Here is a 23458-nt window from a genome sequence, read left to right on the forward strand (position 1 = left end):
TATGCATCATTTAGTGATCGGCGAGTTCGTATTTTCGGTTGGAGATAAAACGCCCATAACCAAGTTCGATAGGACCACGGCGGGCGCTTATTCCGAGATTGGCCTGATTGATAATGCGCGCTCTGAGCGAACCGGCAGACCACTTGAAACCATCGACATCACCGCAAAGTGGCTGCAATACCATTCGGCTAAGTCAGTGGCTGCCATTCGAGCTTTGATTGATGAGCCGCAACAGGTCAGTGATGGTCAGGGTTTTAACCTTGGCCGTTGGACCATTAAGCAGCTCAAAGAAGGGCGAAGCGAACTTATCCATGATGGCCGCGCCATGGTGACAGACGTGTCCTTACAATTATTGGAGTATCGAGGATGAAGCGATTAGCCAACAAAGGCGAGTTGATCACCGACTTACTTTTCAAACAAACAGGCCAAGACAGTGATCAATTAGAAGTCGAGTTTTATCGCCTCAATCCGCACGTTCGAGGCGAAATCTTCACTGCTGACACCTACGTTTCTATTCCAGAAATATCGACAGTAAAACCCACTCAATCCGTTACGAGGTCTTGGGACTGATGTTCAAACTTATCGGTAAAAATAGCGAGCTGTTATTGGCTCGCCTGAAATCTTGGCGCTTGTCAGATGGCAACGGCATTGAGGGGGACAGCCTCTCATTGACGATCAATTCTGATGATGTTGATGGCATTCCACCAAAGGGTGAGCAGTACTCGGTCTATTTGGGTGACGTGCTGCGTGATGAGTTTCAAATATCAAAACGCTCTATTAGCTTGCACCCGCGTGAGGTGGTGTTAGTGCTATCTGTTGCTCCGTTCAGCATCAAAGACGAAACCGGATATCGAGAGCGTAAATCGATGAGTTGGGATAACACAACCCTGGCTCAGGTCGTGGCAGACAATGTTGCCCCTCATGGCTTTCAAGCTTTTGTGCATCCGAGATTACAAAAAATTGAAATCGCGCATCTCGACCGAACCGATGAAAGCACGCCGTCATTTTTGTACCGGCTTGCTAAACAATACGATGCGGTGGCCAAGCCCATCGATGGCCGCTTTGTCTTTGCGCCCAAAGGCGAGGCGAGAAGTGCCAGTGGCAAAGATATCGAGACAGTGACGTTGTCACAGCCAAGCGGAAACAATCCTCAGCTACCGAACTTTATTAATGTCAGCATCGACCTTGATGGTCGTACCGACGTCACCGGTGTTAAGGCGTTTTATCTTTCAACGGGGGACGGTACACGCCAAGAAGTGAGAAAAGGGAAAGCGCCGTTTCGAACCATTGGCAAAGACAGAAATAGTAAGCAAGAGGCAGAACAAGCATGTTCGAGCGAACTAAGAAAACTGCAGCGAGAGGGACGAAAACTCAGCATAGAAGCGCCGCCCAATCCCGCGGTATTTGCCGAGGGCTTGCTGATCCTCGATGCCTCTTTCCCAGGTGTATTTCAAGGAACCTGCTCAATCGACAGTGTTTCGTTTTCTGGCCAAGGTCTGCAGCCAAGGCGAATGAGCATCAAAGCTACGTTAACGGGGGAATAGAATGATCACGTTGAATTCCGGCGTTCATTACACATCGACGGTCCGCTGTAAGATCTCTGATGCGCAGATCAAAAGACATTCAAAACGCCGTCATGTGAGGCAACTAAAAGACGAACGATACTCGGTGTACTTGCGTTACAAGAAAAACAGAGAGCACGGCTCTTGGGTCTTTTATGAGTACAACGGTGGTAAGCAAACCGCCCATGTTTTTGGCAAGTACCCAAACTTAAGCGCCAAGTACATTCCAGAAGTGGTCGAACACATCGTAAAAGAACTCTCCACCGGTGTTCGGGCTCGCTCTAACGAGTTTATTACCGTCGATGAGCTGTTGGTCTGGTATTTAGATATGGAAGCGAGAAGCGGGCACATATCAAAAGGCCGGCTGACTTCGCTTAAGGCCATGATTGAAAATCACCTTATCTCTTGTCTTCACGGTGTGGAGATAGCCGGGCTTTCTCACCGTGAAGTTGAAAAGCAGCTGATGAAGCCGTTGCGTGAGGGGATGTACTCAATCAGTTATATTCGCTCCATCTTCCAGGCATTAAAAGTGGCCTTTAATCGGGCAAAAAAGATGAACAAGATTGGACACAATCCACTTAACGACATGGTGTTTACCGACTTTCTAAAGGCCAAAATCCAGCCGAAAGGATGCAAATTACTCGTTGGCCACACTCCAGACTTACTGCAGCAATTTGGTGATGCCGAGCCTTTAACCCGAATGTTGTGTTTGATGATGCTTAGCCACGGAACGCGGATAGGTGAGACGCGCAAGGCGAAGTGGTGCAACGTTTGTTTCATCACCAAGCGGTGGCGAATACCGGTGCGTGACACCAAGACAAGAAAAGAGATCTTATACCCACTGACCGATGAGTGGGTCACTCTGCTGCAAGCCTACAAAGCATGGCAACTGGCCAACGGTTATAAAGGGAACAATCTCTTTCCTTCCTGCAAGCGGGATCAAAGCCCACTATCCAGTGCCACGGCAACTCAGATGGTAAAGACGGTAGCGAAGGGGAATTGGACCGCTCACGACTTAAGAAAGCTCGCACGGACTGTATGGGCCGACATTGGTATTGATTACCTGGTTGCAGAGACACTATTGAATCACGCCAAGGGAAAACTCGAGCAAGCGTACATTCACACTCACATCGAACTGCAGAAGTCAGAAGCCCTTAAAACCTATCATTTGTGGCTAAAAAATTGCTGGCGAAGCTGTTATATACCTGATTTTTAAAAAATCTTCATCTTTAAATTCATCATTAAAATCAACAACTAAACACCATTTAAAATTTAATTGCAAAGGACAGTATTAGCATGGGTAATTTTGAGCAAAAAGGTGAGCTAAATCACACTTTAGTAGCCGCTGCGCAACTTGCTCCGCACCAGGTGAAATGGGTGAAATTAAGCAAGACACAATTAAAGGTATTGGATTCGATAAAATACGGTGAAGAAGTGACAGCGCAACAAATTTCTGAACGATGTAATTTGTCACCGAGTTGGGCAAGTTCGAATTTGAGAAATTTATATCAGAGATGTTATCTGGCAAGAACAAACATTGGATTGGATTTTGGAGGAATAGAATTTAGGTATCGTCGTTTGATTTCTTGCCGCTCCACATTCAAAGAGACGAGCGTTTAAGCGTGCTGACGCCGTGATAAGAGCGAAACGGGGTGGGGGATTTATATCTACAAATCAATTACATAGGTTCTTCTGAGCGCTGCAGGAATTCAAACGCAGGTACAGCTCGCGAAATGAAAATTTTTCGGGTCACATGGCCACCACCACTGGCAAGCCGCTTAGTGGTGAAAATTGAGCTTAAGTACTGAGAGTGATGCGTAACGCTCAGGTGTAACCAACCTGTTAGTCCCAAAAAAACGCGTGGCAAAAATGCCACGCGTTGCGAATTCCTCTTGAACTGCTGTTATGTTTTTTTACCTAGTAATCCCCCCAAAAATGCAGCTGGAAGCATTAAAACTATTGACAAAATTGAGTACCAAACGGGGACAAGATTTATACCAAAAAGACAGATTAGAATACCAATTAAACCAAACAACACCAAATTAATGACTTCATACTCTTGTGAGGTCTTAGTGGTAACATACCCACCGAGTACGACACAGATCATTCCCAAGACAAACGAAATCCATAAAGGTAATGGTGTAGAGCCCGCAAGAATTTGTGCAGAGAAACTAAGAATAACTGTCATTACAAGATCTACTAGTGTGCCAAGCCCGATGGCCCGGAAATCTATTTTTCTTATCATCAAAACTTTCCAAAAACATAACGATTTTCATACGGCAACACACCGTACCTTAGGAGCGGATAATGCAGCACTTCTTAATTAATTTCAATTAATAAATCAATAAATTATAGATAAAAAGGAATATTAGATTGCATTTTTATAAGGCCCTTGCAGCATAACTAATTTTTAGCATTCATTTCTTTTGCGCGGTCGTAGCAAGCACCGCAAAGTAGTGTTACGCCAGCAAAGGCTTCAGATTCATCATTCCACTCACCACCATCGCTATTTACTTTGTCTTCGCAAGAGCTGCACCATGAATCTGGTCGTTCATTCCCAGGCTCCGGTTCTGCCGACCAGAATCCCCTCGGCTTTCCATCGCGAAGGCTTTCTATGACATGCTGACATACATACGTAGCCTGCTGCTTTCCGTGAGTACAACACTCGACATATTGTTCTTCTTCATTCATACCTTTGAAACCTTATTACGCACTGTTAAGGTGATGCAATGCAATACCGAAGCCTCCCCAGAACACCTTAAACACAAAACGCAACGCATAGTAAAAATGCTAAACGTTGCGAAACGTTCTTAAACAATTGTTATAAGCCTATTTACCTAGCCAATCGGGTTTAGAATTTTGTGAAACCCACCCCAAATCGTTCAAAGTTTCAATAAATCGACTACGGTCATATGTGTCGTAGTAAGTAGGGCTTAGTGCGCAAATGTAATATCCAACCAATTTATCTACCTCAAATGCTGACTCGTCATCATCTTTTCGAGACACTATTAGTGTACCCTTTGGGCTCCCAAACTGAGGTAGTAAACCCGTTACTTTGTGCTCTTTACCATCAGCCCCTACAAACTTAAAAGGTGATATAAACTCGATCCCGAGATCTCTAGATGCATCTAACCATGCTCGTTGAGGACGGTTAAACAGTGATTTTAGTAACTCAGCATTTTCATTGTCGGGTGCATCGATGTCTTTAAGTATCCTGAAGTCAACAAACCCATCCTCGTCAAATGATACGACCCAACGCTCTGAGAATGCATTAACCTCTACATCTATACAGCAAGACCACTCAATGTAATTGAGTTGAAATGGAAACATTTCTTCCGTCATACGTTCAAGAAATTCAAATAATTTCATTATCGTCCCCGAAGCTTTTAACGCTTCTTATACAGTAATTCTCCCCATTTCTAGGCCGAATAATGCCGCCTTTCTTCACCTTATTCAACATAATGATATGCAAGAGTTACAAAATTGTTTATGGCACATAACCTTGATGGGGCCGCATGATAGGTCGAAGGATTGTGAGAGGGTATGACAGGGTGGATCTCTGGGGCTCATGGGACAATTTGAGTTAATTTCACTAGCTGTACTGGTTCACAGGACAAGCAATCAAAACAAAGGCATGCGCGTTCAAGTTGCATCTTATAGTAATTTTTTGTCTTGATTAGTTCATACTATCAATTAGTTAGTAATGAATTTTCACGACAAAAAAGGTATCACGATTCTTTGGGACAATCGGCAAGACCAACTTTGGCCTTTGGGACAATTTTGGGACAATTTAGGGGGTAGAATGGGGCAATATATTCCACCGATACAAAAAAGGCGCTCTAAAAATGCGAGCGCCTCTCTTAAATTTTCACTGGGAAGCAGTCACTACTTTTTGCGGCAGTATTCGGCGATCACGTACATTGACTGACCACCATTTGCCTTACCAGAAACAAGCTTCGGATCGTCGCCAAGGCTTATGCCACGTATCACCGTGCCTTGTTTAATCACTTGGTTTGTACCTCTAACGGGTAGGTCTTTAATCACCGTTACGTCGTCACCTTTCTTCAATTCAGTGCCGTTACAGTCAACCGTTTTATCGTCAGCAGACATGCCTTTCATCGCCCAAGTCATTGTCTCTTCTTCCATGTACATCATGTCAAGAGCGTCTTGAGCCCAGCTTTCTGTGTTTAGGCGAGTAAGTTGGCGCCATGCAGTTACTTGTACCGCAGGAACCTGACTCCACATGCTGTCGTTCAAGCAGCGCCAGTGGTTAATGTCTTTAGGCTCTTCGATCTCACCATGACACTTATCACAAACCATGATAGCAGTATCAACCGTTACGTTACCGTGTGGTGGCACAGCGTAAGCAGTTAGTTGAGATTCAGAAGAACACAGTTCACATTTTGACTCGCAGCGAGCAAGCAGAGTAGCTTCGATAGACATAAGGACTCACCTTAGTAATGTTTTTTTGGTGGCAGTATTATCCACTTTATCCTGAGAAATAAAAGGGTGTTAGAGAATTAAAGGCGAGATTTTACAATATTCCAACCTGAAAGGAGTGAAGATGTAAAATATTGGCTAAACAAATGACATCTAGAATATAAATAAAGATGTTGATTGCTTCGAATGATGAATTAGTTGCATTGATTACTATTATTGATTGAGGCGAGAGTTATACCAGATGAATGAGAAAGGCCCACTGATTTTCAGAGGGCACAGTGTTTTATCGTTCAAAAATCTGTACGACTTTGTCTTTAGAAATGCTCATTTCTTTGCCATCTACATCTTCATATTCGTACATGCCAGTATCTTCATTTAAGTCTGGTTTACCGTAAGAAGTGATGATTTTCCCTTCGTCCGTAGACATAAGATATTAGCTGCTGCCGCAAGCAACAAGAAGTAGTGCAGTGGCAATCACGGTCAATACGCGCATAGAGTTTTCCTTTTCAAACAAGTGAGTTAGATAAAGACAACGATTTAACTATAGCAGAGAAAGTCACTGAGGGTTTGATAGCGTAGAAACGAAAAAGCCCAGTCGAAACTGGGCTTTGGTTAGTTTAGTTGTACTTATTTGCTTGCGTCCAATAAGCCAGATGTAACGGATAAACTACCATCACTATTGCCGTTCGTTAAGGTAAACTGAACAATTTGAGAGCTCATTTCTGCATGAGCAGGGCCTTCTTCAGCCGATCCAGGAGTGATGACTGTAGAGTGCTGTGCATTTGAAGACTCGTCAAAATACGAAGCTACTCGCGTACCTGATGCGTCCAGAGCGGTGTTTTCTAGTCCTAGCTTACTAAACAGCGGTTCTGTACCTGCAGTAGGTGTTGTAGATACATTATTTGGGATCGTGTTGTCCCCATTAGCTTGAATGCCTAAAACTGAGCCGGTAACTTGAGATGCCATGTTGAAAGGATCTACGTTATCAAGAACAGTTTGTGCAGCATATGTGAATGAGGTTAGCGTTGCATCAATGATATCTTTTGTAGAGGCGTCGGCGATTTCATCGTAAAACTTGTTGTAGCAAGTTCCAGGATCGATACCCTCTGCAACACACGTTGTAGCGTAGTAGCTCGTATATGCTTCTACTGAAGATGCGACGACGCTGTGTTTAATTACAGGAGCGAATGAGCCAGATTCAAGCAGAAATGGCGCAATGCCGCCACCTGGGTTTGCTAATGTTGCTGTTGTATAGCTAAACATTGGGTCAACCGGGCTGTTTAGTGAAGTATTTGCAACAGCGTATGAACTGATACCCGTAATAGCACCAATTGAATGACCAATAAGTGACACATTATCCTCATTTACAGTCGAGAACGCCGCTTCTGATGGCGCAACATAATTCATTGCATATCTTAATCCCATTCCATCTATTGCACCTTGACGAATGTTATCGCGCGCTACAGGCAGATATTCTAGGTTCATGAATACAGTAGGGTTGGATGGCGTAGTAACGATTTCTTCAGATAGACCTCGCTGACCATGCAGAGGTTGGTCAATAGCTATTAAAGCATACGGAATCTTGCCAGTTTGCACTGCAGTGCTGATATGACTTAGAGCTAAAGCATATGCGCTTTCTTTAAGGTTTGTAATCCCATGCTGGTACTGAAGTAATGGTACGTTGTCAGTACCCATGCCTTTTGGTACGAACATGATGAAAGGTACTTCTTTTACTGCTCTAATTTGAGGAACCGCACTATATTGTGTAAGGATTCGCTCTGCGTCTAGTTGATTACCATTAGCTAGCGTCAATTCCGAGCCAACCAGTAAGGCCTGATATTGAGGAATCAAAAGTTGATCCGGCAATGACGTAAAGCCTAACGCAATCAGTTGTTCAGAAATTGCAGCTTTATCAGCATCGGAGCCTGAACTTAGAGTGTTAAGGATCTTGAAAATGCTAGGCATACCACTTCGCCATGGCTGCATTTTCCACGCATCGCCATCAACTTGATCGCTTAGGAAATAAGGAAGTTTTACGGTACCACGATAGACTTCAATAGAGTCGAGAGTTGGAGCCATAGTCAGCGCGTCATATTTCGCTTTCAAAAGAGCCGCGCTATCTGTTCCAAACGCACTTGCAAATAGAGGATCGTTTGTTACGGCATCGCCGAAATTAACGCCAGTATCATCGGCATCAATGGTGTATAGGCTATTCAAGTCATCTGTTGAAATATTATTAGGGTTAGCAGTGCCTTTCCATACCCCGGCTGGTTTTATTTTCGGGTTAATCGAAGTGGCAATAGCTGCTTTAGTCCCTTGCATCACGTTACCAGCAGAAGCGGTTGTGAACCAAGATGAATAGATGATTTGGTCTTTACTTTCTACTTGTCCATTTTCTGCAAACGTGTTTTCTATGTTCCAAATTACTTGTTGAGGCGCAGCAAGCGTTCCCGTTTGAGCCGTGGCTGTTTTTAAACTCGCGTATGAAGTAGATGTACCAAGACCCGCATTGTTACTGTCTTTGATTGACTCAGTAAGCGCGTAAATGTAGTTAGAGGCAGGATCAAAACCTTTCAGAGGTATAACATTAATACTCTTTAAGTCTGTGCTAACAGCAAGGAAGTCAACGCCGGGAGTCAGAGGTTGGAAGTTGCTGATTGCCCCCGTTGACAGGTCTACATCAACTTTTGCAACACGTACCCCGCTGTTTAAGTTTTGACTAAAAGGTGAGCCGTTTACTAAGACGATGTCATTTAGTAGCGTAACACCTTCCTTTAAATTTAAATCAAACGAGAAGGGCATCATTGTGCTCCAACCGTCAGATTCACCCATTGCTACAACAGGGTTATCCAATCCAGTGGACTCGCCTCTTGGAACAGGAATATTAAGAGTATGATCTGTTGTGTCAAATAGTAGGAAAGAAGGTAAAGGTACTGCGGCATTCACACCTTGAAGTACAAAGTCTATCGAAGCGTCACGCCCGAGAAGCTCTTGAACACTATCTTCAAACACTGGGCTATCTGATGTTCCAGAGCTAGATGTATCGTCACCACAACCTGCTAGAAGAATAGCAGAACAAAGAAGTGATAGTTTAAATGTTTGTTTCATTGGTTTACTCCTTTAATTCTGATTATTTGAAGATGTAGTTCACTTGAACAGCACTGATGTAAGCAGTACCTTCTGAATCGAACGTTATCTCTTCTTTCAATGCGTTAGTTTCAGTAAATGAGCCAGACTTACTCTTAACAAAAGCAAAACCTGCATCGAAGGTTAGGTTTTCTTTCATTGCATAAGTAACGCCTGCGCTGTACCAGAAACGATCGCTATCAGGAATACTCAATGTTGCTTCGCCTGCTTGCTCGTCATAAGCAATGCCAGCTCGCAGTGTCCATTCGCTATTCAGCGTGTAAGTACCACCGAAGGAGTAACGGTTGTTGTCTTCGTATTTTTCTGGTTTGTAGAAACATTGACCAGCTGTCCCGTCATCACATTGAGGACTGGTCGCTTTTAGCTCTTTAAAGGTGCTCCAGTCTGTCTGTTGCCAACCATAGTGGATCGCCCACTTGTCGTTTAGTTGGTGGAATGCAGAAAGTTCGATGATAGACGGAAGCGAAATTTGTAGTCGACCATCGACTTTTGGAGCTGTTGCAATAGCAGACTTGTAACTACTGAACTCTCCATCATCAAAATCCAAATCGACTTTAGAGCGGTAGCCGAAACCAAAACGGTTGTTTTCGTTGAATTCGTAAAGAGCACCAATGTTCCAACCCCAGGCAAAAGTGTCGCCCTCCATACCTATCAGGTTATCGGATTTATTGCCACCGTATACTTTTACAAGGTCGCCCTTGTGACGAGTCAATTCAGCATGGGCATAAACAAGGTTAATACCACCACCAACACTAAACTGTTCATTGATACGGTAAGCAATGTTTGGGTTGATATTTACAGACAGCAAAGCAGTATCGCCTGCCATATCTCCGGCAGTAATGTCGTCTGGGTAATCAGTAGCGACACCGTAGGTCGTGAACATGCCAATACCCCAAGCCCATTGATCATTAATAGGGCTAATGTAGTAGCCAGCAGGGACGATTTGCAGCGGAGCTACGTCTTTTGCGTGTTCATTGTTAACGGTGTCGTAGACGTTAACTTCAGGGTCGACGATTGACAGTGCGCCTGAAAATTGAGCTTCTTTAAAAAGTGTCATCGCAGCTGGGTTTCGTGCTAAAACGCTGGCGTTATCCGCAACCGCGCCTTCACCTGAAAATGCTCTACCAAGACCAGATGCCGAATGTTCAGCTACCTGAAAGCCCGCAGCTTGGGCATTACACGCAAACAATATTGAAATTGTCAGCAGAGAGCAGTGCTTCTTGTTCATCCTTGACCCTCCTAGGGTGTCATTATAATAGACCGAAGTCTTTGTATTTGTTGTGTGCCTTTTACACCAGTTGCTGTCGGTTCGCGCTACAACTGCAATGTAAATATAATGTTAATTGTATGTTGATTAAATTGTCAAAGATCACGCCTATATTACGTTTTAAATTTGATGCATAGGTCAAACCGCGATCAATAAGGCCATGTATTATCATGATATTTTTTGAAGAATGGTATGACCAGAGTTGTTTTGTAAATCTTATGGTTAAAAGCTAATCAAATACGTGTTGTTAACATGGTTTGCGTTCTATTCCATTACAGGCATAATTCGCACTTTGTGTTTGTCGCATTGGAAATCGCGTTGGAATTACTACACATTGAATTTTTAGGAAAGCCATTGAGGCTCGAAGGCTCTATGGCAGGTTGGCAACAGCTGTTTTGGGATAACACTCTGGTTTCACAAATCGCAGCCAGTGATGATGAGGCTGGGAAGTCGCTGCATGAATTTAAACTTTCATCTGGTGAGGAAGTTCTGCATTGCCAATTGAGCTGTGAATTAAACTGGCAACCGTTTGATTTTAAATACCAAGCGAGCGTCAATGAAACGCTTGTAACTGAAGGGCATCGTGACGAGAAAGACATCGAACGCCAAGTACCAGTTGAAGCGCCACCAGCAGAAAAACGTTTTAGCTTGATAGGCCTCGTCTCGCTTGGAATGAAAGCGCTAAAAAGCGCTAAAGTGATCAAGGTTGCGTTAGCATCCGCAAGTTTGGCTGCCTATTCTTGGTTGTTTTCAATTGAGTTTGCGCTGGCTTTGGTTGCGTGTCTGGTATTCCACGAATATGGTCATATCCGTGCGATGAAGTACTTTGGCATGAAGACGAAAGGCATTTACTTAATTCCATTCTTGGGCGGCTTGGCGCTGAGCGATGAAAAGATAAACACGCGTTGGCAAGATGTGGTTATCTCCATCATGGGGCCGTTCTTTGGTTTGGTGCTCAGCATTGTGTTCACTGTCTTGTATTGGATAACCGGTGAGATGATCTTTGCAGGGTTGGCCGTATTTAACGCCTTGTTAAACCTATTCAACCTATTGCCAATCTTGCCGTTAGATGGCGGGCATGTACTTAAAAGCATAACCTTTTCAATGAACACATGGATAGGTTTGGCCGGTAGTATTGTCACGGCGTTGCTCGGTATCTACATCAGCTATACCTTCGGCTTAACACTGCTTGGTTTCTTGTTGATGATGGGAATGCTCGAAGTGGTAATGGAATGGCGAACTCGCCATCATAGCCACTTATTGCCGTTAACACGTTATGGTCAGCTGTTTTCGTTTGCGTGGTACTTGGTATCGGTTGGCGGTTTTATCGTCATCATTTGGTACTTCGCAGGGTTAGGCGATAGCTTGTTAAGTTTGCCTCTGCAGATCCTCGGCACTTAAAGCATAAGTCTATCTATAAAAATAAAGCTCCATTACGGAGCTTTATTTTTTAGAACTGCATTCACTACTCATTTAAACTAACCACATCTCGGCGCTTTCGCATTCGACGCAGGTAACGTTTCTATGGTTGCCTGTAAGTCTTTGATGCGAGTGCTGTGTGATGGGTGAGTAGAGAAGAACTCTGGCGGTTGTCCACCACCCGTAGCAGCCATGTTTTTCCAAAGATCAACGCTTTCATTTGGATCGAAGCCCGCTTTCGCCATGTAGCCTAAACCCACAATATCAGCTTCTGATTCTTGAGTGCGGCCATAAGGAAGTATCACACCTTACTGAACACCGACACCAAGTGCTGCCATGGTCATCTGTTGATACTCTTTATATTCAGAGGCACCAATCGCCACGTTAGCTAGCGACAACCCCGCGTTTGCTAGTTGGCTTTGAGACAAACGCTCATTGCTGTGGTCTGCTAAAACGTGTGCTACTTCGTGGCCAATAACCGTCGCAAGTTGGTCTTGGTTTTTCGCTACTTTCAGCAATCCAGTGTAAACGCCGATTTTACCGCCGGGTAGGGCAAATGCGTTGACTTGGTCACTATCAAACACCACAACCTCCCAATTTTTAAACCCTGCTTGAGGCGGGATCGTATCGGTAATTTGCTTGGCAACACATTGAACATATGCGTTGACCTTTTTATCTTTGCTTATCGGAATTTCTTGCTTCATCTGATCAAACGATTTAGCACCGAGCGAAGACATCTCTTGATCGGAAAACATAAGAATTTGATTTCGACCAGTCGGTGAGGAACCGCATGCCGTTAAGCCAGCTATTGTCAAAAGCACTGAGGCTTTGATCCATGTTCTCATAATAGGGTCCATATAAATATTTTCTGTTTTGTACCAATAGTATAACGCTTCGTAAAGAAACGTTAAGTCATTATGTTGATCACGTTGAGACTTGCGTTTGACCTTGAAGTCACAATGCGATCAGGACTATGCTAGGCGCACTTTTCATAGATAAATCGCCCAGTGCAATACGGGGCGAGATAAGAGCGAAAAATGAGTATTTGGAAAAAGCCAATCGATCTAGACATTCTTAACGCGACGTCGAAAAACACCATGATGGAGCACCTGCAAATCGTCTATACCGATTTTACGGATGACTCACTCACTGCGACCATGCCAGTTTGCAGCTTTACACATCAGCCTCTAGGGATGCTTCATGGTGGCGCTTCTGTTGTACTCGCAGAGACGCTGGGGTCACTGGCTGCCAATTTCTGTGTTGGTGAGGGGAGTTACTGTGTGGGATTAGACATCAATGCGAACCATATTCGAGCCATGCGCAGCGGGCACGTTATTGGCACGGCGAAGCCGGTTCACTTGGGTGTATCGACTCAAGTATGGCAAATCGAAATAACGGATGAACGCGGACGTTTGGTTTGCACGAGCCGTTTGACGATTGCCGTAAAACATCCGAAAGAAAAAACGGTTCAATAAGAGAATACTCATATGGTTATTGAATTCTCTTTAGGAAAAATTATCGCAACGCAGCGTGAAGTCGTGATTAAGCTATCCGGAAGTGCGATGGTCACATTGCAAGCTCAAACCGATGCAATTCAGCTGCTTGGTCGCGGTGCTAACGTGGTTTTGGCACATGGTGCGGAAACCAAATGGTCGATCAAACTCGACGATGAAGATCAATTACGCCACCTAGCGCAAGAAATTGGTATCGACATTCAATAATTTGCACGTCGGAGTTTGCACTTTCCGTAAAAAATGAGGAAACTTAGTTTATCGTTATGAAAACTAAAATTTCCTCTTTATGAGTAGCCCTCGTTTACGCGTTCAGTTCGAAACGCTGTTTGAAAAGTTCTCTGGTAATGACACGGAAGTGCAACTCGAAGACATTACCGAAGCACTCTTTTGTACCCGCCGCAACGCTCGAATCGTTCTTAATAAGTTAGAAGAAGAAGGCTGGATCGAATGGCATCCTGCCGCAGGTCGCGGAAAACTCTCTAAACTGGTTTTTAAGCGCAATCGTAGTGATGTCAGTGAAAACCTTGCACGTCGTTACTTGGACGAAGGCAAAATCGGGCAGGCGTTAGAGGCGTTGGATAATGACGCAGCTAAACTCACTCAAGTGATTCAAGGCTACCTCGGCTTACAACACCGTCAAGGCGAGCAGGTCGTCCGTTTGCCTTACTATCGTCCACTTGCGATGTTGAACCCGCAAAAGCCGATGCGCCGTTCAGAGCAGCATATTGCGCGCCAAGTGTTTAGTGGCTTAACTAAGCTGGATGACAATGAGCAACTTCAACCAGACCTTGCCCATTATTGGGAAGCGCTCTCAGATACCCATTGGCGTTTTTACTTACGCCGTGGTGTTCGTTTCCATAATGGGGAACTGCTCACGACAGATTGCGTGATTGAAAGCATCAGCGTATTAAGCGAATTGAATCTATTCTCACACATCGAAAAAGTCGTTTCGCCTGAACCTTGGACAGTGGATATTCATCTTGTTCGTCCTGATAAGTACCTGCCGCTTGCTCTGAGTGAGTCTCAAGCCAAAGTCCTGTTGCCAAACAATATGCGCGCGGAAGAGTTTGATAGAAAGCCAGTAGGAACTGGGCCGTTTCAAGTGAAAGTCAACGATGACAAACGTTTAATTTTGACGGCATTCGATGGCTACTTCGGGCTACGTCCGCTCTTGGATCAAGTCGAGGTATGGGTGATCGACGAAGCATACTCCTCGATGGTGTATCCAAGCCTGACCAAACCACAAATGGACAAACAAGCGTCGACGGACGAAGTTGAGCTCGATCCGGGCTGTACATTCTTATTACTGAATAAAAATACAGGTATTGCGAGAGACCCGCGTTGGGCGGAGTTTTTAAGCCAAACACTGAACAGTTACCAAGTGTATGCCCATGTGCCTCAAGACAAGGTAATCGAGCTCGGCGTTCTGCAAGCGTTTGGTCTAAAGCCGGGCTGGATAGACCTTAGGCCGACCATTGCCGGTGAAGCCCCTCAGAAAGACAAAGCCATTTGTGTTGCTTATCAAAAGAAGCATCCGATGTTTCCGGTCATCGCAAAGGCGATTAGAACCTTATTAAAACCTCATGGTATTGATGTTGAATTTATTCGCTATGACACGCAACCTCCATCACCAGAAGAGGTCGATATCTGGATTAAAGCAATGGGGATTGCCACTAACCGTAACGATGCGTTAGCTGGATGGCTGCTGGATTACAGCGACATCGACAAGTTTAGTGCAGGTTATGATTTCTCTGGTTGGGCTGGGCTGGTGGACCAATGGCGAGCAGGGCAACATGCTGATTTCCCCGCTCGAGAATTGGGAAGGCAACTTGTGAAAAGCTGCCAGGTGATCCCAATGTTCCACTGTTGGTTAGGCGTAAACAAAGACCACAGCGGTGCACTACAGAATGCCAAGTGCAATGCCCTTGGTTGGTTTGATTTCAGCAACGTGTGGGTAAAACCAAAAATAGAGCAAGATGGCGAAACCGAATAAGAAACAACCGACCAAAACGGTCGAGATATATTGTGCGAAATGTAAGACGCAGCTGTTTAAATATCGAAAAGGCGGCAAAGGCGCGCTGGTGAAGTGTTTCAAAGAACGCATTGTAGAAGACTTCACTCAGACACCTTGCATTTGCCCTGGTTGTGAACAAGAGTTTGCAAGAGATACGTTAGTCAGAGGAACACCTGCCTACAAGATGATCGGCGGCAAGGTGACGATGAAATAAGAGTCAGTTATGAGCGAACAACACGAATACTGCATGGTATTGAGTACCGCTGGTACAGAAAAAAACCGTGACGAAATCATCAAAGGTTTGTTGGAAGGAGAGCTAGCGGCTTGCATTCAAACCATGGCCATTGAAAGCCACTATGTTTGGAAAGGCGAAGTGTGCAGTGATAGTGAATGGCTATTTATCATTAAAACGCGCAAAGATCTTTACGCTTTGGTTGAAGACAAAATAAAAGACCTGCACGAGTATGAAGTTGCTCAAATCGTGCAAGTCCCAATTGTAGAAGGGTTTAACCCTTATCTAGAGTGGCTTCGCCAGTCGACGCTGAGTTGTCAGTAAAACCAAAGATAATATGGCACCCATCGTGTCACATAACATGTCTTTCTGGGCGTCCCAGATATCTCCTTGGGAGCCTAGGAAGGCAATACCCTCATCACCGCCAGCGATTGCGGCATACCACCATTCAATGATTTCATAGCCTGCTGCCAGTGACATAATGGCAAAGAGCGCGAACCAACAAGCCAATTTAGCGCTGACTTTTTTCTTGTTAATTAGGTATTCAGCAATAGGGTACGCATAGAGACCGATAGAAAAGTGAGCAACGCGGTCAAAGTTATTGCGCTCCGAACCTATCAAGTTGTTGAACCAATCAAAAGGCACCTCTGCAAAGGTATATTTGGCGCCAATCGTATGAAGACACAGCCAGATAAACATCAGCACATAAGCGGTGTTACTGAATTGGTAGCGAATGGACAATGCCCAAATGGCCACAAGAATACCGATGGCAGGAACGATCTCTGCAAACCACACCGCGCGGGAATTTGGTTCTAACGCAGAAAACAAAAAAACGATCGCGTAGAAAATCGTTAAACCTAATAAAGTAGAAGTACTTTTCATAGAGAAATTGATCCTTCAATTGAAAACTGTGTTTATGATTACACTTAATTGTACGGTGTGCAATTGTTTCTTTTGCAGGGGTAATGCTTACTTTTTATGTTGATATATTGCGAAACTGCTCAACAATAAAACGTTTGCGCACAAACATTTCATTAAAATTTGATTTACAACATGGCCATCCATAGAATTCAACGCTCAGTCTAATATAAAAGAAGTAATGTCATGAAACTGGAAACTGTCGATTATCTTGCTGACGACGCTGCTCAACAGTTCGTCACCTCACTGCGCGAAACAGGCTTTGGTGTCCTTAAAAACCACCCAATCCCTCAAGAGCTGGTGGAGTCTATTTACAAAAACTGGTACGAGTTTTTCTGCTCTGAGCAAAAGAACGACTTCCACTTCAATGTTGAAACACAAGACGGTTATTTTCCACCATCAGTTTCTGAAGTCGCGAAAGGCCACTCAGTAAAAGATATTAAAGAGTACTTTCATGTATACCCTTGGGGACAAATGCCTGAGCAGCTAAAAGCGGAAATCATGGAATACTATGACCGTGCTAACGCGTTTGCTCAAGAACTGCTTGGCTGGGTAGAAGAATACGCACCAAAAGAGGTACAAGAGAAGTTCTCTATCGCGTTGTCTGAAATGATCAACAACAGCGATAAAACACTTCTACGCGTTCTGCATTACCCACCGATGACTGGCGAAGAAGAGCCAGGCGCAATTCGTGCGGCTGCCCATGAAGATATCAACCTTCTGACGGTACTACCAGCAGCGAACGAGCCGGGTCTTCAGGTTAAGAGCAAAGAAGGTGATTGGCTAGATGTGCCATGTGATTTCGGCAACCTAATCATCAACATTGGTGACATGCTGCAAGAAGCATCGGGTGGTTACTTCCCATCGACGACTCACCGCGTTATCAACCCAACAGGCGGTCGCCAAGAAAAATCTCGTATTTCTTTGCCACTGTTCCTGCACCCAAAACCGGATACTGTGCTTTCTGAGCGTTACACCGCACACAGTTACTTGATGGAGCGTCTGAGAGAGCTGGGCGTTATTTAAGTTAAAGAGATCCTCTTTCAAAAGGCTGACGGTTTATGACTGTCAGCCTTTTTGTGTTTATGGTACAAATTGACTAGCTTTAATAACAGGTACTTAAAACGGTTAGGGGATACATGGACGAACAATTTGATGTTTGCCACAACGGACAGCAATATATGGAAAACCCATTGTTGTGGCCGATTCTAGACATTCTCCGAAAACAACCTACAAACTGGAAGGTGCACACACTCGCGCAGGAGCTTGGTGAGCACGGTTACATTCCTCAATTAGATTCATCCCCAAATAAAGACTTGTTTAAACGTAACTTCTTACTGATGAACGCTCTTTATCAGCTACAAGAAACGTTATACCCAGACGGCTGGCTGCAAGTTGAAGCGATGAATATTGTCCTGATGCCGGCCATTGAAGCCTCTCGTCGCAGTATCGATACCAATGATCCTCTGAGAGAGTATTACCTTGATTGGAAGAACTACGAAGCGGATGAAGGTGAGGTACGTAGGCTGCTTAATGAATTCTGGAGCCGATACCAACGTCATATAGGTGGAAGCTCATCTTCAGATTTAGATCGCGCCAAGGCGCTAAGTTTATTTGAGTTAAGTGCAGATGCGACTAAAGCAGAAATCCGAAAGCAGTGGCGCAAACTCGCGCTACGTTGGCATCCAGACCGAGACAATGGGGATTCAGAGCGCTTTAGGGTTTTGTGCGATGCATGGAATGTTTTACGTAACGGATGATAGGTTTTGCGTGACAATGTAACAAAATGAGCTTGTTGGCGATACTCCCCAATCTAATTCAAACAAAAAAGGCAGCGTTCTATCGCTGCCTTTTTGCTATTCGTGTTGTTCAGTATTAACGAGAAGGTTTAAACTGAGACTTACGCATGCGGTTCAGTGCCGCCATGACATCTAATGTACGTGGTTTCGCTAGGTCACCTTGTTTTGGCAGTGTTGCGTACCATTCGCCAGATAGCATGTCTTCAATTTCTTTCGCTGGGTGGTTACACCAACCAGGAAGTTGCGCGATCTGGAACCATAGCCAACCGATGGTGTTGACTTCATCTGCGGACTCCAGCTGCTCAAGTGCACTTAGGTCTGTAAACTCTTTACCGAAGCGAAGAGAGTCTTTGCCTTTTGCATTCACGCGGAACTTACCGTCTGTCAGAATGTTCATCAGTGCTACACGGTTCAGCGCGCGAGGATGGAACGTTTGTAGGCTCTCTTCTGATTCGTTATGACGCTGAGTAGGGTGCTGAGCGATAACCTCTTTGGCCTTTTCGGTTACATCAACCGCTTGGTAGTCGTGCATTTGGATAACCGTATCTGCAACGTCTAGGTAGTCACCAGAGCCACCCATAACGATGATGGTAGAGATTTCTAACTCGTCACGCAGTTGACCGATACGATCAACCAATGGAGTGATGGGTTCGTCGCCTTTTGCTACTAACGCCTGCATACGTTCGTCGCGAATCATGAAGTTAGTTGCTGACGTATCTTCATCGATAAGCAGTGAACTTGCGCCAGCTTCGATAGACTCTTGTAGCCAAGCCGCTTGAGAAGTTGAACCCGACGCGTCTTGCGTAGAGAAATCCGCCGTGTCTTTGCCCATTGGCAAGTGGTTGATGTAGTTCGATAGGTTCAAGTGATGAACACAGCGACCATCTTCCGCACGGATCTTCATCGCATTCGCATCTGTTACGATGTATTCACGACCATCGCCAGGAATGTGATCGTAGATAGAACGCTCTACTGCATTCAGTAGCGTTGATTTACCGTGGAAACCACCACCAACAATCAAGGTGATGCCTTTTGGAATGCCCAAACCGGTTACATAGCCTTTATTTGGTGCGTGAAGAGTAACCTGAAGTGATTCTGGCGCTTTAAATTCGACCGCATCTTTCATCGGTAGATCGCAGTTACCGGCAATACGTGGAAGAACGCTACCATTCGCAACGAAAGCGACAAGATTATTTGCTTCTAATTGTTCACGCAGTGACGCTTGATCTTCCACCACTTTACAGTGCTCAATCAACGCGTCTTTGTTCAGCTCACGCTCCAGCGTTGCGCGACGAATAAACTTTGGCAAGTAGAACGTCAAAATGTTGTTCGCTTTCTTACCAAGAACAGAGCGACCTTCAGCTGGCAAATTCACGCGGAAGCGAAGCTCAATGCCTTCTTCAGTGAAAAGCACCGCAGTGTTATCTAGAACGGTTTGACCGCTTAGAGAGATAGAAACAGCGTTCTCTTGTTTTGCAAACTCATCAAAACTGCGAGCAATAAAGTCACGAGCCGCGCGTTGGAATGCAGGGGATTCGTCTTTAAGCCATTCAAGACCGGTCAAAGACCACGCGCGAGTAGCACGTAGGCGAGAAGCAGATGCGTACGGGTCACCTTGTACGTAATCAATGTACAAGTCGAAATCACCAAAGTCGTACTGACCTTTGATTTGTTGGTATGCGCGATAGTTCTGCTTTTCGATTTTCTTAAGCGTGGCAGTCAACTGATCCATGAAGATAATGGCCTTTTTATTGGAAGCGGGCGGCGATTATAGAAACCACCGCCAGCAGAGTAAAGGAAATGCTTAGGAAGAATAGGTGTATTGTCCACCTAATAGGTTTTGATTAAACAAACTTTGTTCAAATTCATTGCAAGGCATTGGCTTACCGTACAAAAAGCCTTGTCCAATATCGCAGCCTTCACCAATCAAAAATTGCTCTTGTTGAGTGGATTCAATCCCTTCAATGACCACTTGAAGTTCCAGTTTTTTGGCGATGTGGATGATAGAGCAGATGATGGCTTTGTCGTCGTCAGATTTTTCCATTTGTTGAACAAAGCTTTTATCAATTTTAATCGCATCAAACGGGTATTTTTTCAAATAACTGAAAGAGGCATAACCCGTCCCGAAGTCATCAAGTGACAATGTCACTCCAAGTTTGTGCAGTTTATTCAATGTATTACGTGCAACAACTTCATCGGCAATGAGCGCGCTCTCGGTGACTTCCAGTTCGAGGAAGTGTGCGGGTAGGTGAAAGGTATCTAACAGGTGTTCAATTTGCTCTGCGAAGTTAACGTTTTGCAATTGGATAGGTGAGACATTCACGGCAATCTTAAAGTTATCCACCAGCTCAGACCATTGCTTAGCTTTATCTATTGCAGTGCGAAGGACAAACGAACCGACCTCAAAGATCAGACCATTTTGCTCGGCCATGTGAATTAGGGCTTCATTAGAGACATCGCCCAGCACCGGATGGCGCCAACGAAGTAATGCCTCAGCACCAATCCATTTATGGTTATGTGGAAGAACCTTCGGTTGGTAGTACAGCATTAAGTCATCGTTACGAACCGCTTGCAGCAAGTAGCTCTCGAGTTTGTTATGGTCACTAATATCTTGAGACTGACTTTCACAGAGGTAGCGATAAGATTCGCCCGACTCTTTACACAGCAACATTGCATAACACGCATTTTGCAGTAGTTGCTTCCCATAACTGTTTTTGTGGGCTTGAACTACACCCACATAAGAATTGAGGTGGACTTCGTTGTCCTCAATAAAAAAATTACCCAAACTGACATGATTAATGTCGTCGAGGAGGTGCTGTACTTTCGTTTCTATGTTTTCGCCGGTAACGATGATAACGACGTCGTTAGAGCTTGGTCTTCCTGTGACAAAATAGCTGGATTCGGTGTGGCCAAGGCGAAAGCGAAACTCTTTCAATACCTCATCAAAGGCTTCGAAGCCGTATTTCGTTTGTATGCTTCGAGCGTTGCTAAAGCCGACATTAATCACCACCAAAGAGTGTTGTTCAGTATCAATGCCATCTAAGGTTTGGTCTAACACTTGTTCGAGTGCTGCTCGATTCAAAAAGCCTGTCCCTTGATCATGAGTCTGCTGATAGTTGACTTGCTTCTCGGCGGCTTTACGGCGGTCTATCTCTCTTGTCAACGAGTAACTAAGCTGAGCAAGGTCAGTAGTGCGGGTTTCAACCCGACTTTTGAGTTCGTTATTCAAGCGGACAAGCTTATGTTGTTGAAAAACGACGGCAAGCTGCGCTTCTATAGACTCTTTAAAAGAGGCGAGAAGCTCTCGGTAGGTGTCGTTATATTGGTTTTCTTTCGCATCCAACATGCAGATGGTGCCGAAGGTTTCTCCGTTCGGCCAATACAGCGGCAGCCCGCAATAAGAGAGCATTCCTAGCTCGATGTCTGGATTATCTTTCCAATTCTCGTCAACCAGTGCATTTGGGACCAACAGCCCACATTTGTTTTCGATAACGTGTTCACAGTAAAGACCATGTCCTAGTTTTTCTTTGTCGCCAACTTGGTAAGGGTTATTTTCGGTTTCGCTAGTGGTGTTTACTTCTATGTAATCGGGATGTATACGCATGATCAGTGTAGTGGGTACATCGGCAATGCGTGCTAAGAGGTTGACGATATTTTGCCAACTTCTCCGCATCGATTCGGGTATCTCGTAATCTAGTGTTTGTAATGTACCCATAAAAGCAGTCCTTTGCCGTCGGCCCACACCCTGTGAACAAGTATCATTTTTCTATTTGTAGCCAGATGTACACATCATTTAAATCCTCGACTAGATCAAGTATAGGGGGACGATTACTTCAGATAAAAAAAAGTCCTGAAAACCTTTCAGGACTCTTAAATACTTGGCACAGTCTTATAAGTGAGACGTCAGGGTTGGGAGGCAGTTTACGGTTTCAATGCTTTAAGCGTTTTCATTGAGATGTCCTGAGTGTAATCGACACCTTCAAAGTTGAAGCCATTTAGCTTCATAAATTCGTCTTTAAAGCCTTCATAATCGCCGATTTCGGCAAAGTTGTCCGCGTTCATTTGTTCTAACAAAGCCAACACTTCTTTTTGGACTTCAGGATCCAATTCAAGATCATCGATACGAATCAAACGTTCGCCATCGACAGGCACTTTTGGTTGGTCATAAAGCTTGGTCGTAAACAGGCGTTGCATTTGCTCAATACAACGTTCGTGCGTGCCTTTTTCTTTCATCACACGATACAGCGCCAGAAGATAAGGGCTGAGAGCTGGGATGAAAACACTGGCTTTAGTTACCAAGGCCTTACATACAGTGGCGTACGCTCCGCCACCAAAGTTTGCCATTTTGATATTTAATGCATGACTGGTTTGGTGTAAATCTACTTTTGCGCGACCTAACGTGCCATCTAAGTAAATAGGGTGTGTTACGTCCGGCCCCATGTAGGAGAAGGCGATGGTTTTACAACCTTTGCCTACCGACTCTGAGTTGATCAGTGTGTCGATCCAACTTTCCCAGTCTTCACCGCCCATCACTTTAATCGTTGCTTCGGCTTCTTCTTGTGTCGCTGGAGCGAGCGTTGATTCAACCCATTGGTCGTTTTCAAGCATGATAGAAGCACCCGTCACCGATTCACCAATAGGTTTGATGACGCTGCGCCAGAACTCGTCGGATTCTGGTTTTGGACGAACACCTGTCGCCAGGCTGTAAATCACTAGATCTACTTCACCTTCGAAGTAGGTTTCAATCGCTTCAATCACTTGGTTACGAACAGTATCAGAAAAGGCGTCGCCTACGATGTTAACCGCATTACGGCCATGATGAGTGGCTTCATCTTTAAAATAGATGTTGTTGTACCAACCTGCGCTGCCAACGCCCTTGTCTGATGGGCCGCGTTCAAAAGAGACGCCGATCGTGTCTGCTTCTGCACCGCCGAATGTAAGGGCGATGCGAGCGGCTAAGCCGAAACCTGAAGAAGCACCAATAATCAAAACGCGCTTGGGGCCATTTTCGATCTGTGGTGCCTGTTTTACGTACTCAATTTGCTCTTTGATGGAAGCGCGGCACCCATACGGGTGTGCTGAGCGAGCTACAACACCCTGAATTAACGGTTCTATTTGCATTGTTATTATCTAACCTTGGTGAATA

The 23458-nt window shown here is 44.7% G+C and carries 23 protein-coding genes and 2 pseudogenes; 13 read left to right on the forward strand and 12 right to left on the reverse strand.

Features of this window, described 5'->3' with window-relative positions; translation table 11 throughout:
- Position 1 precedes the first annotated feature (1 nt).
- From KIV40_RS15480 to KIV40_RS15500, 5 genes are all read left to right on the forward strand, one after another.
- Entirely contained in the window at positions 2–370 is a 369-nt protein-coding gene (locus tag KIV40_RS15480) for a phage tail protein (RefSeq protein ID WP_285350092.1), read from the forward strand.
- On the forward strand, positions 367–570 hold the full coding sequence (locus tag KIV40_RS15485; RefSeq protein ID WP_009841323.1) for a hypothetical protein: 204 nt from the start codon (positions 367–369) through the stop codon (positions 568–570). The genes KIV40_RS15480 and KIV40_RS15485 overlap by 4 nt, the downstream gene beginning before the upstream one ends.
- On the forward strand, positions 570–1544 hold the full coding sequence (locus KIV40_RS15490; RefSeq protein WP_285350094.1) for a hypothetical protein: 975 nt from the start codon (positions 570–572) through the stop codon (positions 1542–1544). The genes KIV40_RS15485 and KIV40_RS15490 overlap by 1 nt, the downstream gene beginning before the upstream one ends.
- Position 1545: 1 nt before the next feature.
- Positions 1546–2778, forward strand: a complete 1233-nt coding sequence (locus KIV40_RS15495) for a tyrosine-type recombinase/integrase (RefSeq protein WP_285350096.1) — start codon at positions 1546–1548, stop codon at positions 2776–2778.
- A gap of 80 nt (positions 2779–2858) precedes the next feature.
- Positions 2859–3182, forward strand: a complete 324-nt coding sequence (locus tag KIV40_RS15500; RefSeq protein WP_285350098.1) for a MarR family transcriptional regulator — start codon at positions 2859–2861, stop codon at positions 3180–3182.
- 283 nt (positions 3183–3465) lie between these two features.
- On the opposite strand, the gene KIV40_RS15505 is transcribed toward KIV40_RS15500, so the two are convergent.
- The 7 genes and pseudogenes from KIV40_RS15505 to KIV40_RS15535 all read right to left on the reverse strand — a co-directional run bounded on the left by KIV40_RS15505 (position 3466) and on the right by KIV40_RS15535 (position 10377).
- Entirely contained in the window at positions 3466–3807 is a 342-nt protein-coding gene (locus tag KIV40_RS15505) for a hypothetical protein (protein ID WP_285350099.1), read from the reverse strand.
- A gap of 158 nt (positions 3808–3965) precedes the next feature.
- Positions 3966–4253 (reverse strand): hypothetical protein, encoded by a 288-nt coding sequence (locus KIV40_RS15510; RefSeq protein WP_285350100.1) that lies wholly within the window; start codon positions 4251–4253, stop codon positions 3966–3968.
- A gap of 138 nt (positions 4254–4391) precedes the next feature.
- Positions 4392–4931 carry a hypothetical protein gene (locus tag KIV40_RS15515; RefSeq protein WP_285350102.1) on the reverse strand — a complete coding sequence of 180 codons (540 nt, stop codon included), beginning with the start codon at positions 4929–4931 and terminating at the stop codon, positions 4392–4394.
- A gap of 516 nt (positions 4932–5447) precedes the next feature.
- Positions 5448–6005 carry an alkylphosphonate utilization protein gene (locus KIV40_RS15520; RefSeq protein ID WP_285350103.1) on the reverse strand — a complete coding sequence of 186 codons (558 nt, stop codon included), beginning with the start codon at positions 6003–6005 and terminating at the stop codon, positions 5448–5450.
- A gap of 280 nt (positions 6006–6285) precedes the next feature.
- A pseudogene (locus tag KIV40_RS15525) lies at positions 6286–6495 on the reverse strand (YgdI/YgdR family lipoprotein).
- 134 nt (positions 6496–6629) lie between these two features.
- On the reverse strand, positions 6630–9110 hold the full coding sequence (locus KIV40_RS15530; RefSeq protein ID WP_285350106.1) for a VolA/Pla-1 family phospholipase: 2481 nt from the start codon (positions 9108–9110) through the stop codon (positions 6630–6632).
- Between the two features lie 22 nt (positions 9111–9132).
- Complete coding sequence (locus KIV40_RS15535) at positions 9133–10377, reverse strand: outer membrane protein transport protein (protein WP_012129400.1); 1245 nt, start codon at positions 10375–10377, stop codon at positions 9133–9135.
- A 411-nt stretch (positions 10378–10788) separates the two neighbouring features.
- Here KIV40_RS15535 and KIV40_RS15540 point away from each other — a divergent pair, with 411 nt between their 5' ends.
- Entirely contained in the window at positions 10789–11817 is a 1029-nt protein-coding gene (locus KIV40_RS15540; protein ID WP_285350136.1) for a site-2 protease family protein, read from the forward strand.
- A gap of 77 nt (positions 11818–11894) precedes the next feature.
- Here the strand turns inward: KIV40_RS15540 and KIV40_RS15545 are convergent.
- Positions 11895–12680: pseudogene (locus tag KIV40_RS15545) on the reverse strand (M48 family metallopeptidase).
- Between the two features lie 192 nt (positions 12681–12872).
- Between KIV40_RS15545 and KIV40_RS15550 the strand changes: the two are divergent.
- From KIV40_RS15550 to cutA, 5 genes are all read left to right on the forward strand, one after another.
- On the forward strand, positions 12873–13310 hold the full coding sequence (locus tag KIV40_RS15550) for a hotdog fold thioesterase (RefSeq protein ID WP_012129397.1): 438 nt from the start codon (positions 12873–12875) through the stop codon (positions 13308–13310).
- Positions 13311–13322: 12 nt separating this feature from the next.
- Positions 13323–13556, forward strand: coding sequence for a DUF3389 domain-containing protein (locus KIV40_RS15555; protein WP_005531297.1), 234 nt, complete (start codon positions 13323–13325; stop codon positions 13554–13556).
- A 79-nt stretch (positions 13557–13635) separates the two neighbouring features.
- A complete protein-coding gene (locus tag KIV40_RS15560; RefSeq protein ID WP_285350109.1) occupies positions 13636–15342 on the forward strand; it encodes an SgrR family transcriptional regulator in 1707 nt (568 codons plus the stop codon).
- On the forward strand, positions 15326–15577 hold the full coding sequence (locus KIV40_RS15565; protein ID WP_005531301.1) for a hypothetical protein: 252 nt from the start codon (positions 15326–15328) through the stop codon (positions 15575–15577). Before KIV40_RS15560 ends, KIV40_RS15565 begins: the two co-directional genes overlap by 17 nt.
- Before the next feature lie 9 nt (positions 15578–15586).
- Positions 15587–15919, forward strand: a complete 333-nt coding sequence (gene cutA, locus KIV40_RS15570) for a divalent-cation tolerance protein CutA (RefSeq protein WP_021018225.1) — start codon at positions 15587–15589, stop codon at positions 15917–15919.
- Here the strand turns inward: cutA and KIV40_RS15575 are convergent.
- On the reverse strand, positions 15881–16477 hold the full coding sequence (locus tag KIV40_RS15575; protein WP_012129393.1) for a DUF2238 domain-containing protein: 597 nt from the start codon (positions 16475–16477) through the stop codon (positions 15881–15883). The two genes, cutA and KIV40_RS15575, sit on opposite strands and share 39 nt — an antisense overlap.
- Positions 16478–16699: 222 nt before the next feature.
- Between KIV40_RS15575 and KIV40_RS15580 the strand changes: the two genes are divergently transcribed.
- Positions 16700–17539 carry an isopenicillin N synthase family oxygenase gene (locus tag KIV40_RS15580; protein ID WP_012129391.1) on the forward strand — a complete coding sequence of 280 codons (840 nt, stop codon included), beginning with the start codon at positions 16700–16702 and terminating at the stop codon, positions 17537–17539.
- A gap of 113 nt (positions 17540–17652) precedes the next feature.
- On the forward strand, positions 17653–18273 hold the full coding sequence (locus KIV40_RS15585; protein WP_285350111.1) for a DNA-J related domain-containing protein: 621 nt from the start codon (positions 17653–17655) through the stop codon (positions 18271–18273).
- 115 nt (positions 18274–18388) lie between these two features.
- Here KIV40_RS15585 and KIV40_RS15590 read toward each other — a convergent pair whose 3' ends face one another.
- The 3 genes from KIV40_RS15590 to fabV form a co-directional block, all read right to left on the reverse strand.
- The gene (locus KIV40_RS15590; RefSeq protein ID WP_285350113.1) at positions 18389–20044 is read right to left on the reverse strand and encodes an ABC-ATPase domain-containing protein; all 1656 of its coding nucleotides are present in this window, start codon (positions 20042–20044) and stop codon (positions 18389–18391) included.
- A gap of 72 nt (positions 20045–20116) precedes the next feature.
- Complete coding sequence (locus KIV40_RS15595; protein WP_228175368.1) at positions 20117–22027, reverse strand: sensor domain-containing phosphodiesterase; 1911 nt, start codon at positions 22025–22027, stop codon at positions 20117–20119.
- Between the two features lie 206 nt (positions 22028–22233).
- Positions 22234–23433, reverse strand: coding sequence for an enoyl-ACP reductase FabV (gene fabV, locus KIV40_RS15600; protein ID WP_285350116.1), 1200 nt, complete (start codon positions 23431–23433; stop codon positions 22234–22236).
- Between the last annotated feature and the right edge of the window lie 25 nt (positions 23434–23458).

It is taken from the genome of Vibrio sp. D173a (genome assembly GCF_030248475.1).

Coding starts and splice junctions, on each gene's coding strand:
- KIV40_RS15510 (WP_285350100.1), bottom strand. CDS start 4,253: ATGAATGAAGAAGAACAATATGTCGAGTGTTGTACTCACGGAAAGCAG.
- KIV40_RS15515 (WP_285350102.1), bottom strand. CDS start 4,931: ATGAAATTATTTGAATTTCTTGAACGTATGACGGAAGAAATGTTTCCA.
- KIV40_RS15575 (WP_012129393.1), bottom strand. CDS start 16,477: ATGAAAAGTACTTCTACTTTATTAGGTTTAACGATTTTCTACGCGATC.
- KIV40_RS15500 (WP_285350098.1), top strand. CDS start 2,859: ATGGGTAATTTTGAGCAAAAAGGTGAGCTAAATCACACTTTAGTAGCC.
- KIV40_RS15535 (WP_012129400.1), bottom strand. CDS start 10,377: ATGAACAAGAAGCACTGCTCTCTGCTGACAATTTCAATATTGTTTGCG.
- KIV40_RS15495 (WP_285350096.1), top strand. CDS start 1,546: ATGATCACGTTGAATTCCGGCGTTCATTACACATCGACGGTCCGCTGT.
- KIV40_RS15540 (WP_285350136.1), top strand. CDS start 10,789: ATGGCAGGTTGGCAACAGCTGTTTTGGGATAACACTCTGGTTTCACAA.
- KIV40_RS15580 (WP_012129391.1), top strand. CDS start 16,700: ATGAAACTGGAAACTGTCGATTATCTTGCTGACGACGCTGCTCAACAG.
- KIV40_RS15485 (WP_009841323.1), top strand. CDS start 367: ATGAAGCGATTAGCCAACAAAGGCGAGTTGATCACCGACTTACTTTTC.
- KIV40_RS15560 (WP_285350109.1), top strand. CDS start 13,636: ATGAGTAGCCCTCGTTTACGCGTTCAGTTCGAAACGCTGTTTGAAAAG.
- KIV40_RS15480 (WP_285350092.1), top strand. CDS start 2: ATGCATCATTTAGTGATCGGCGAGTTCGTATTTTCGGTTGGAGATAAA.
- KIV40_RS15550 (WP_012129397.1), top strand. CDS start 12,873: ATGAGTATTTGGAAAAAGCCAATCGATCTAGACATTCTTAACGCGACG.
- KIV40_RS15520 (WP_285350103.1), bottom strand. CDS start 6,005: ATGTCTATCGAAGCTACTCTGCTTGCTCGCTGCGAGTCAAAATGTGAA.
- KIV40_RS15565 (WP_005531301.1), top strand. CDS start 15,326: ATGGCGAAACCGAATAAGAAACAACCGACCAAAACGGTCGAGATATAT.
- fabV (WP_285350116.1), bottom strand. CDS start 23,433: ATGCAAATAGAACCGTTAATTCAGGGTGTTGTAGCTCGCTCAGCACAC.
- KIV40_RS15585 (WP_285350111.1), top strand. CDS start 17,653: ATGGACGAACAATTTGATGTTTGCCACAACGGACAGCAATATATGGAA.
- KIV40_RS15595 (WP_228175368.1), bottom strand. CDS start 22,027: ATGGGTACATTACAAACACTAGATTACGAGATACCCGAATCGATGCGG.
- KIV40_RS15555 (WP_005531297.1), top strand. CDS start 13,323: ATGGTTATTGAATTCTCTTTAGGAAAAATTATCGCAACGCAGCGTGAA.
- KIV40_RS15505 (WP_285350099.1), bottom strand. CDS start 3,807: ATGATAAGAAAAATAGATTTCCGGGCCATCGGGCTTGGCACACTAGTA.
- KIV40_RS15590 (WP_285350113.1), bottom strand. CDS start 20,044: ATGGATCAGTTGACTGCCACGCTTAAGAAAATCGAAAAGCAGAACTAT.
- cutA (WP_021018225.1), top strand. CDS start 15,587: ATGAGCGAACAACACGAATACTGCATGGTATTGAGTACCGCTGGTACA.
- KIV40_RS15490 (WP_285350094.1), top strand. CDS start 570: ATGTTCAAACTTATCGGTAAAAATAGCGAGCTGTTATTGGCTCGCCTG.
- KIV40_RS15530 (WP_285350106.1), bottom strand. CDS start 9,110: ATGAAACAAACATTTAAACTATCACTTCTTTGTTCTGCTATTCTTCTA.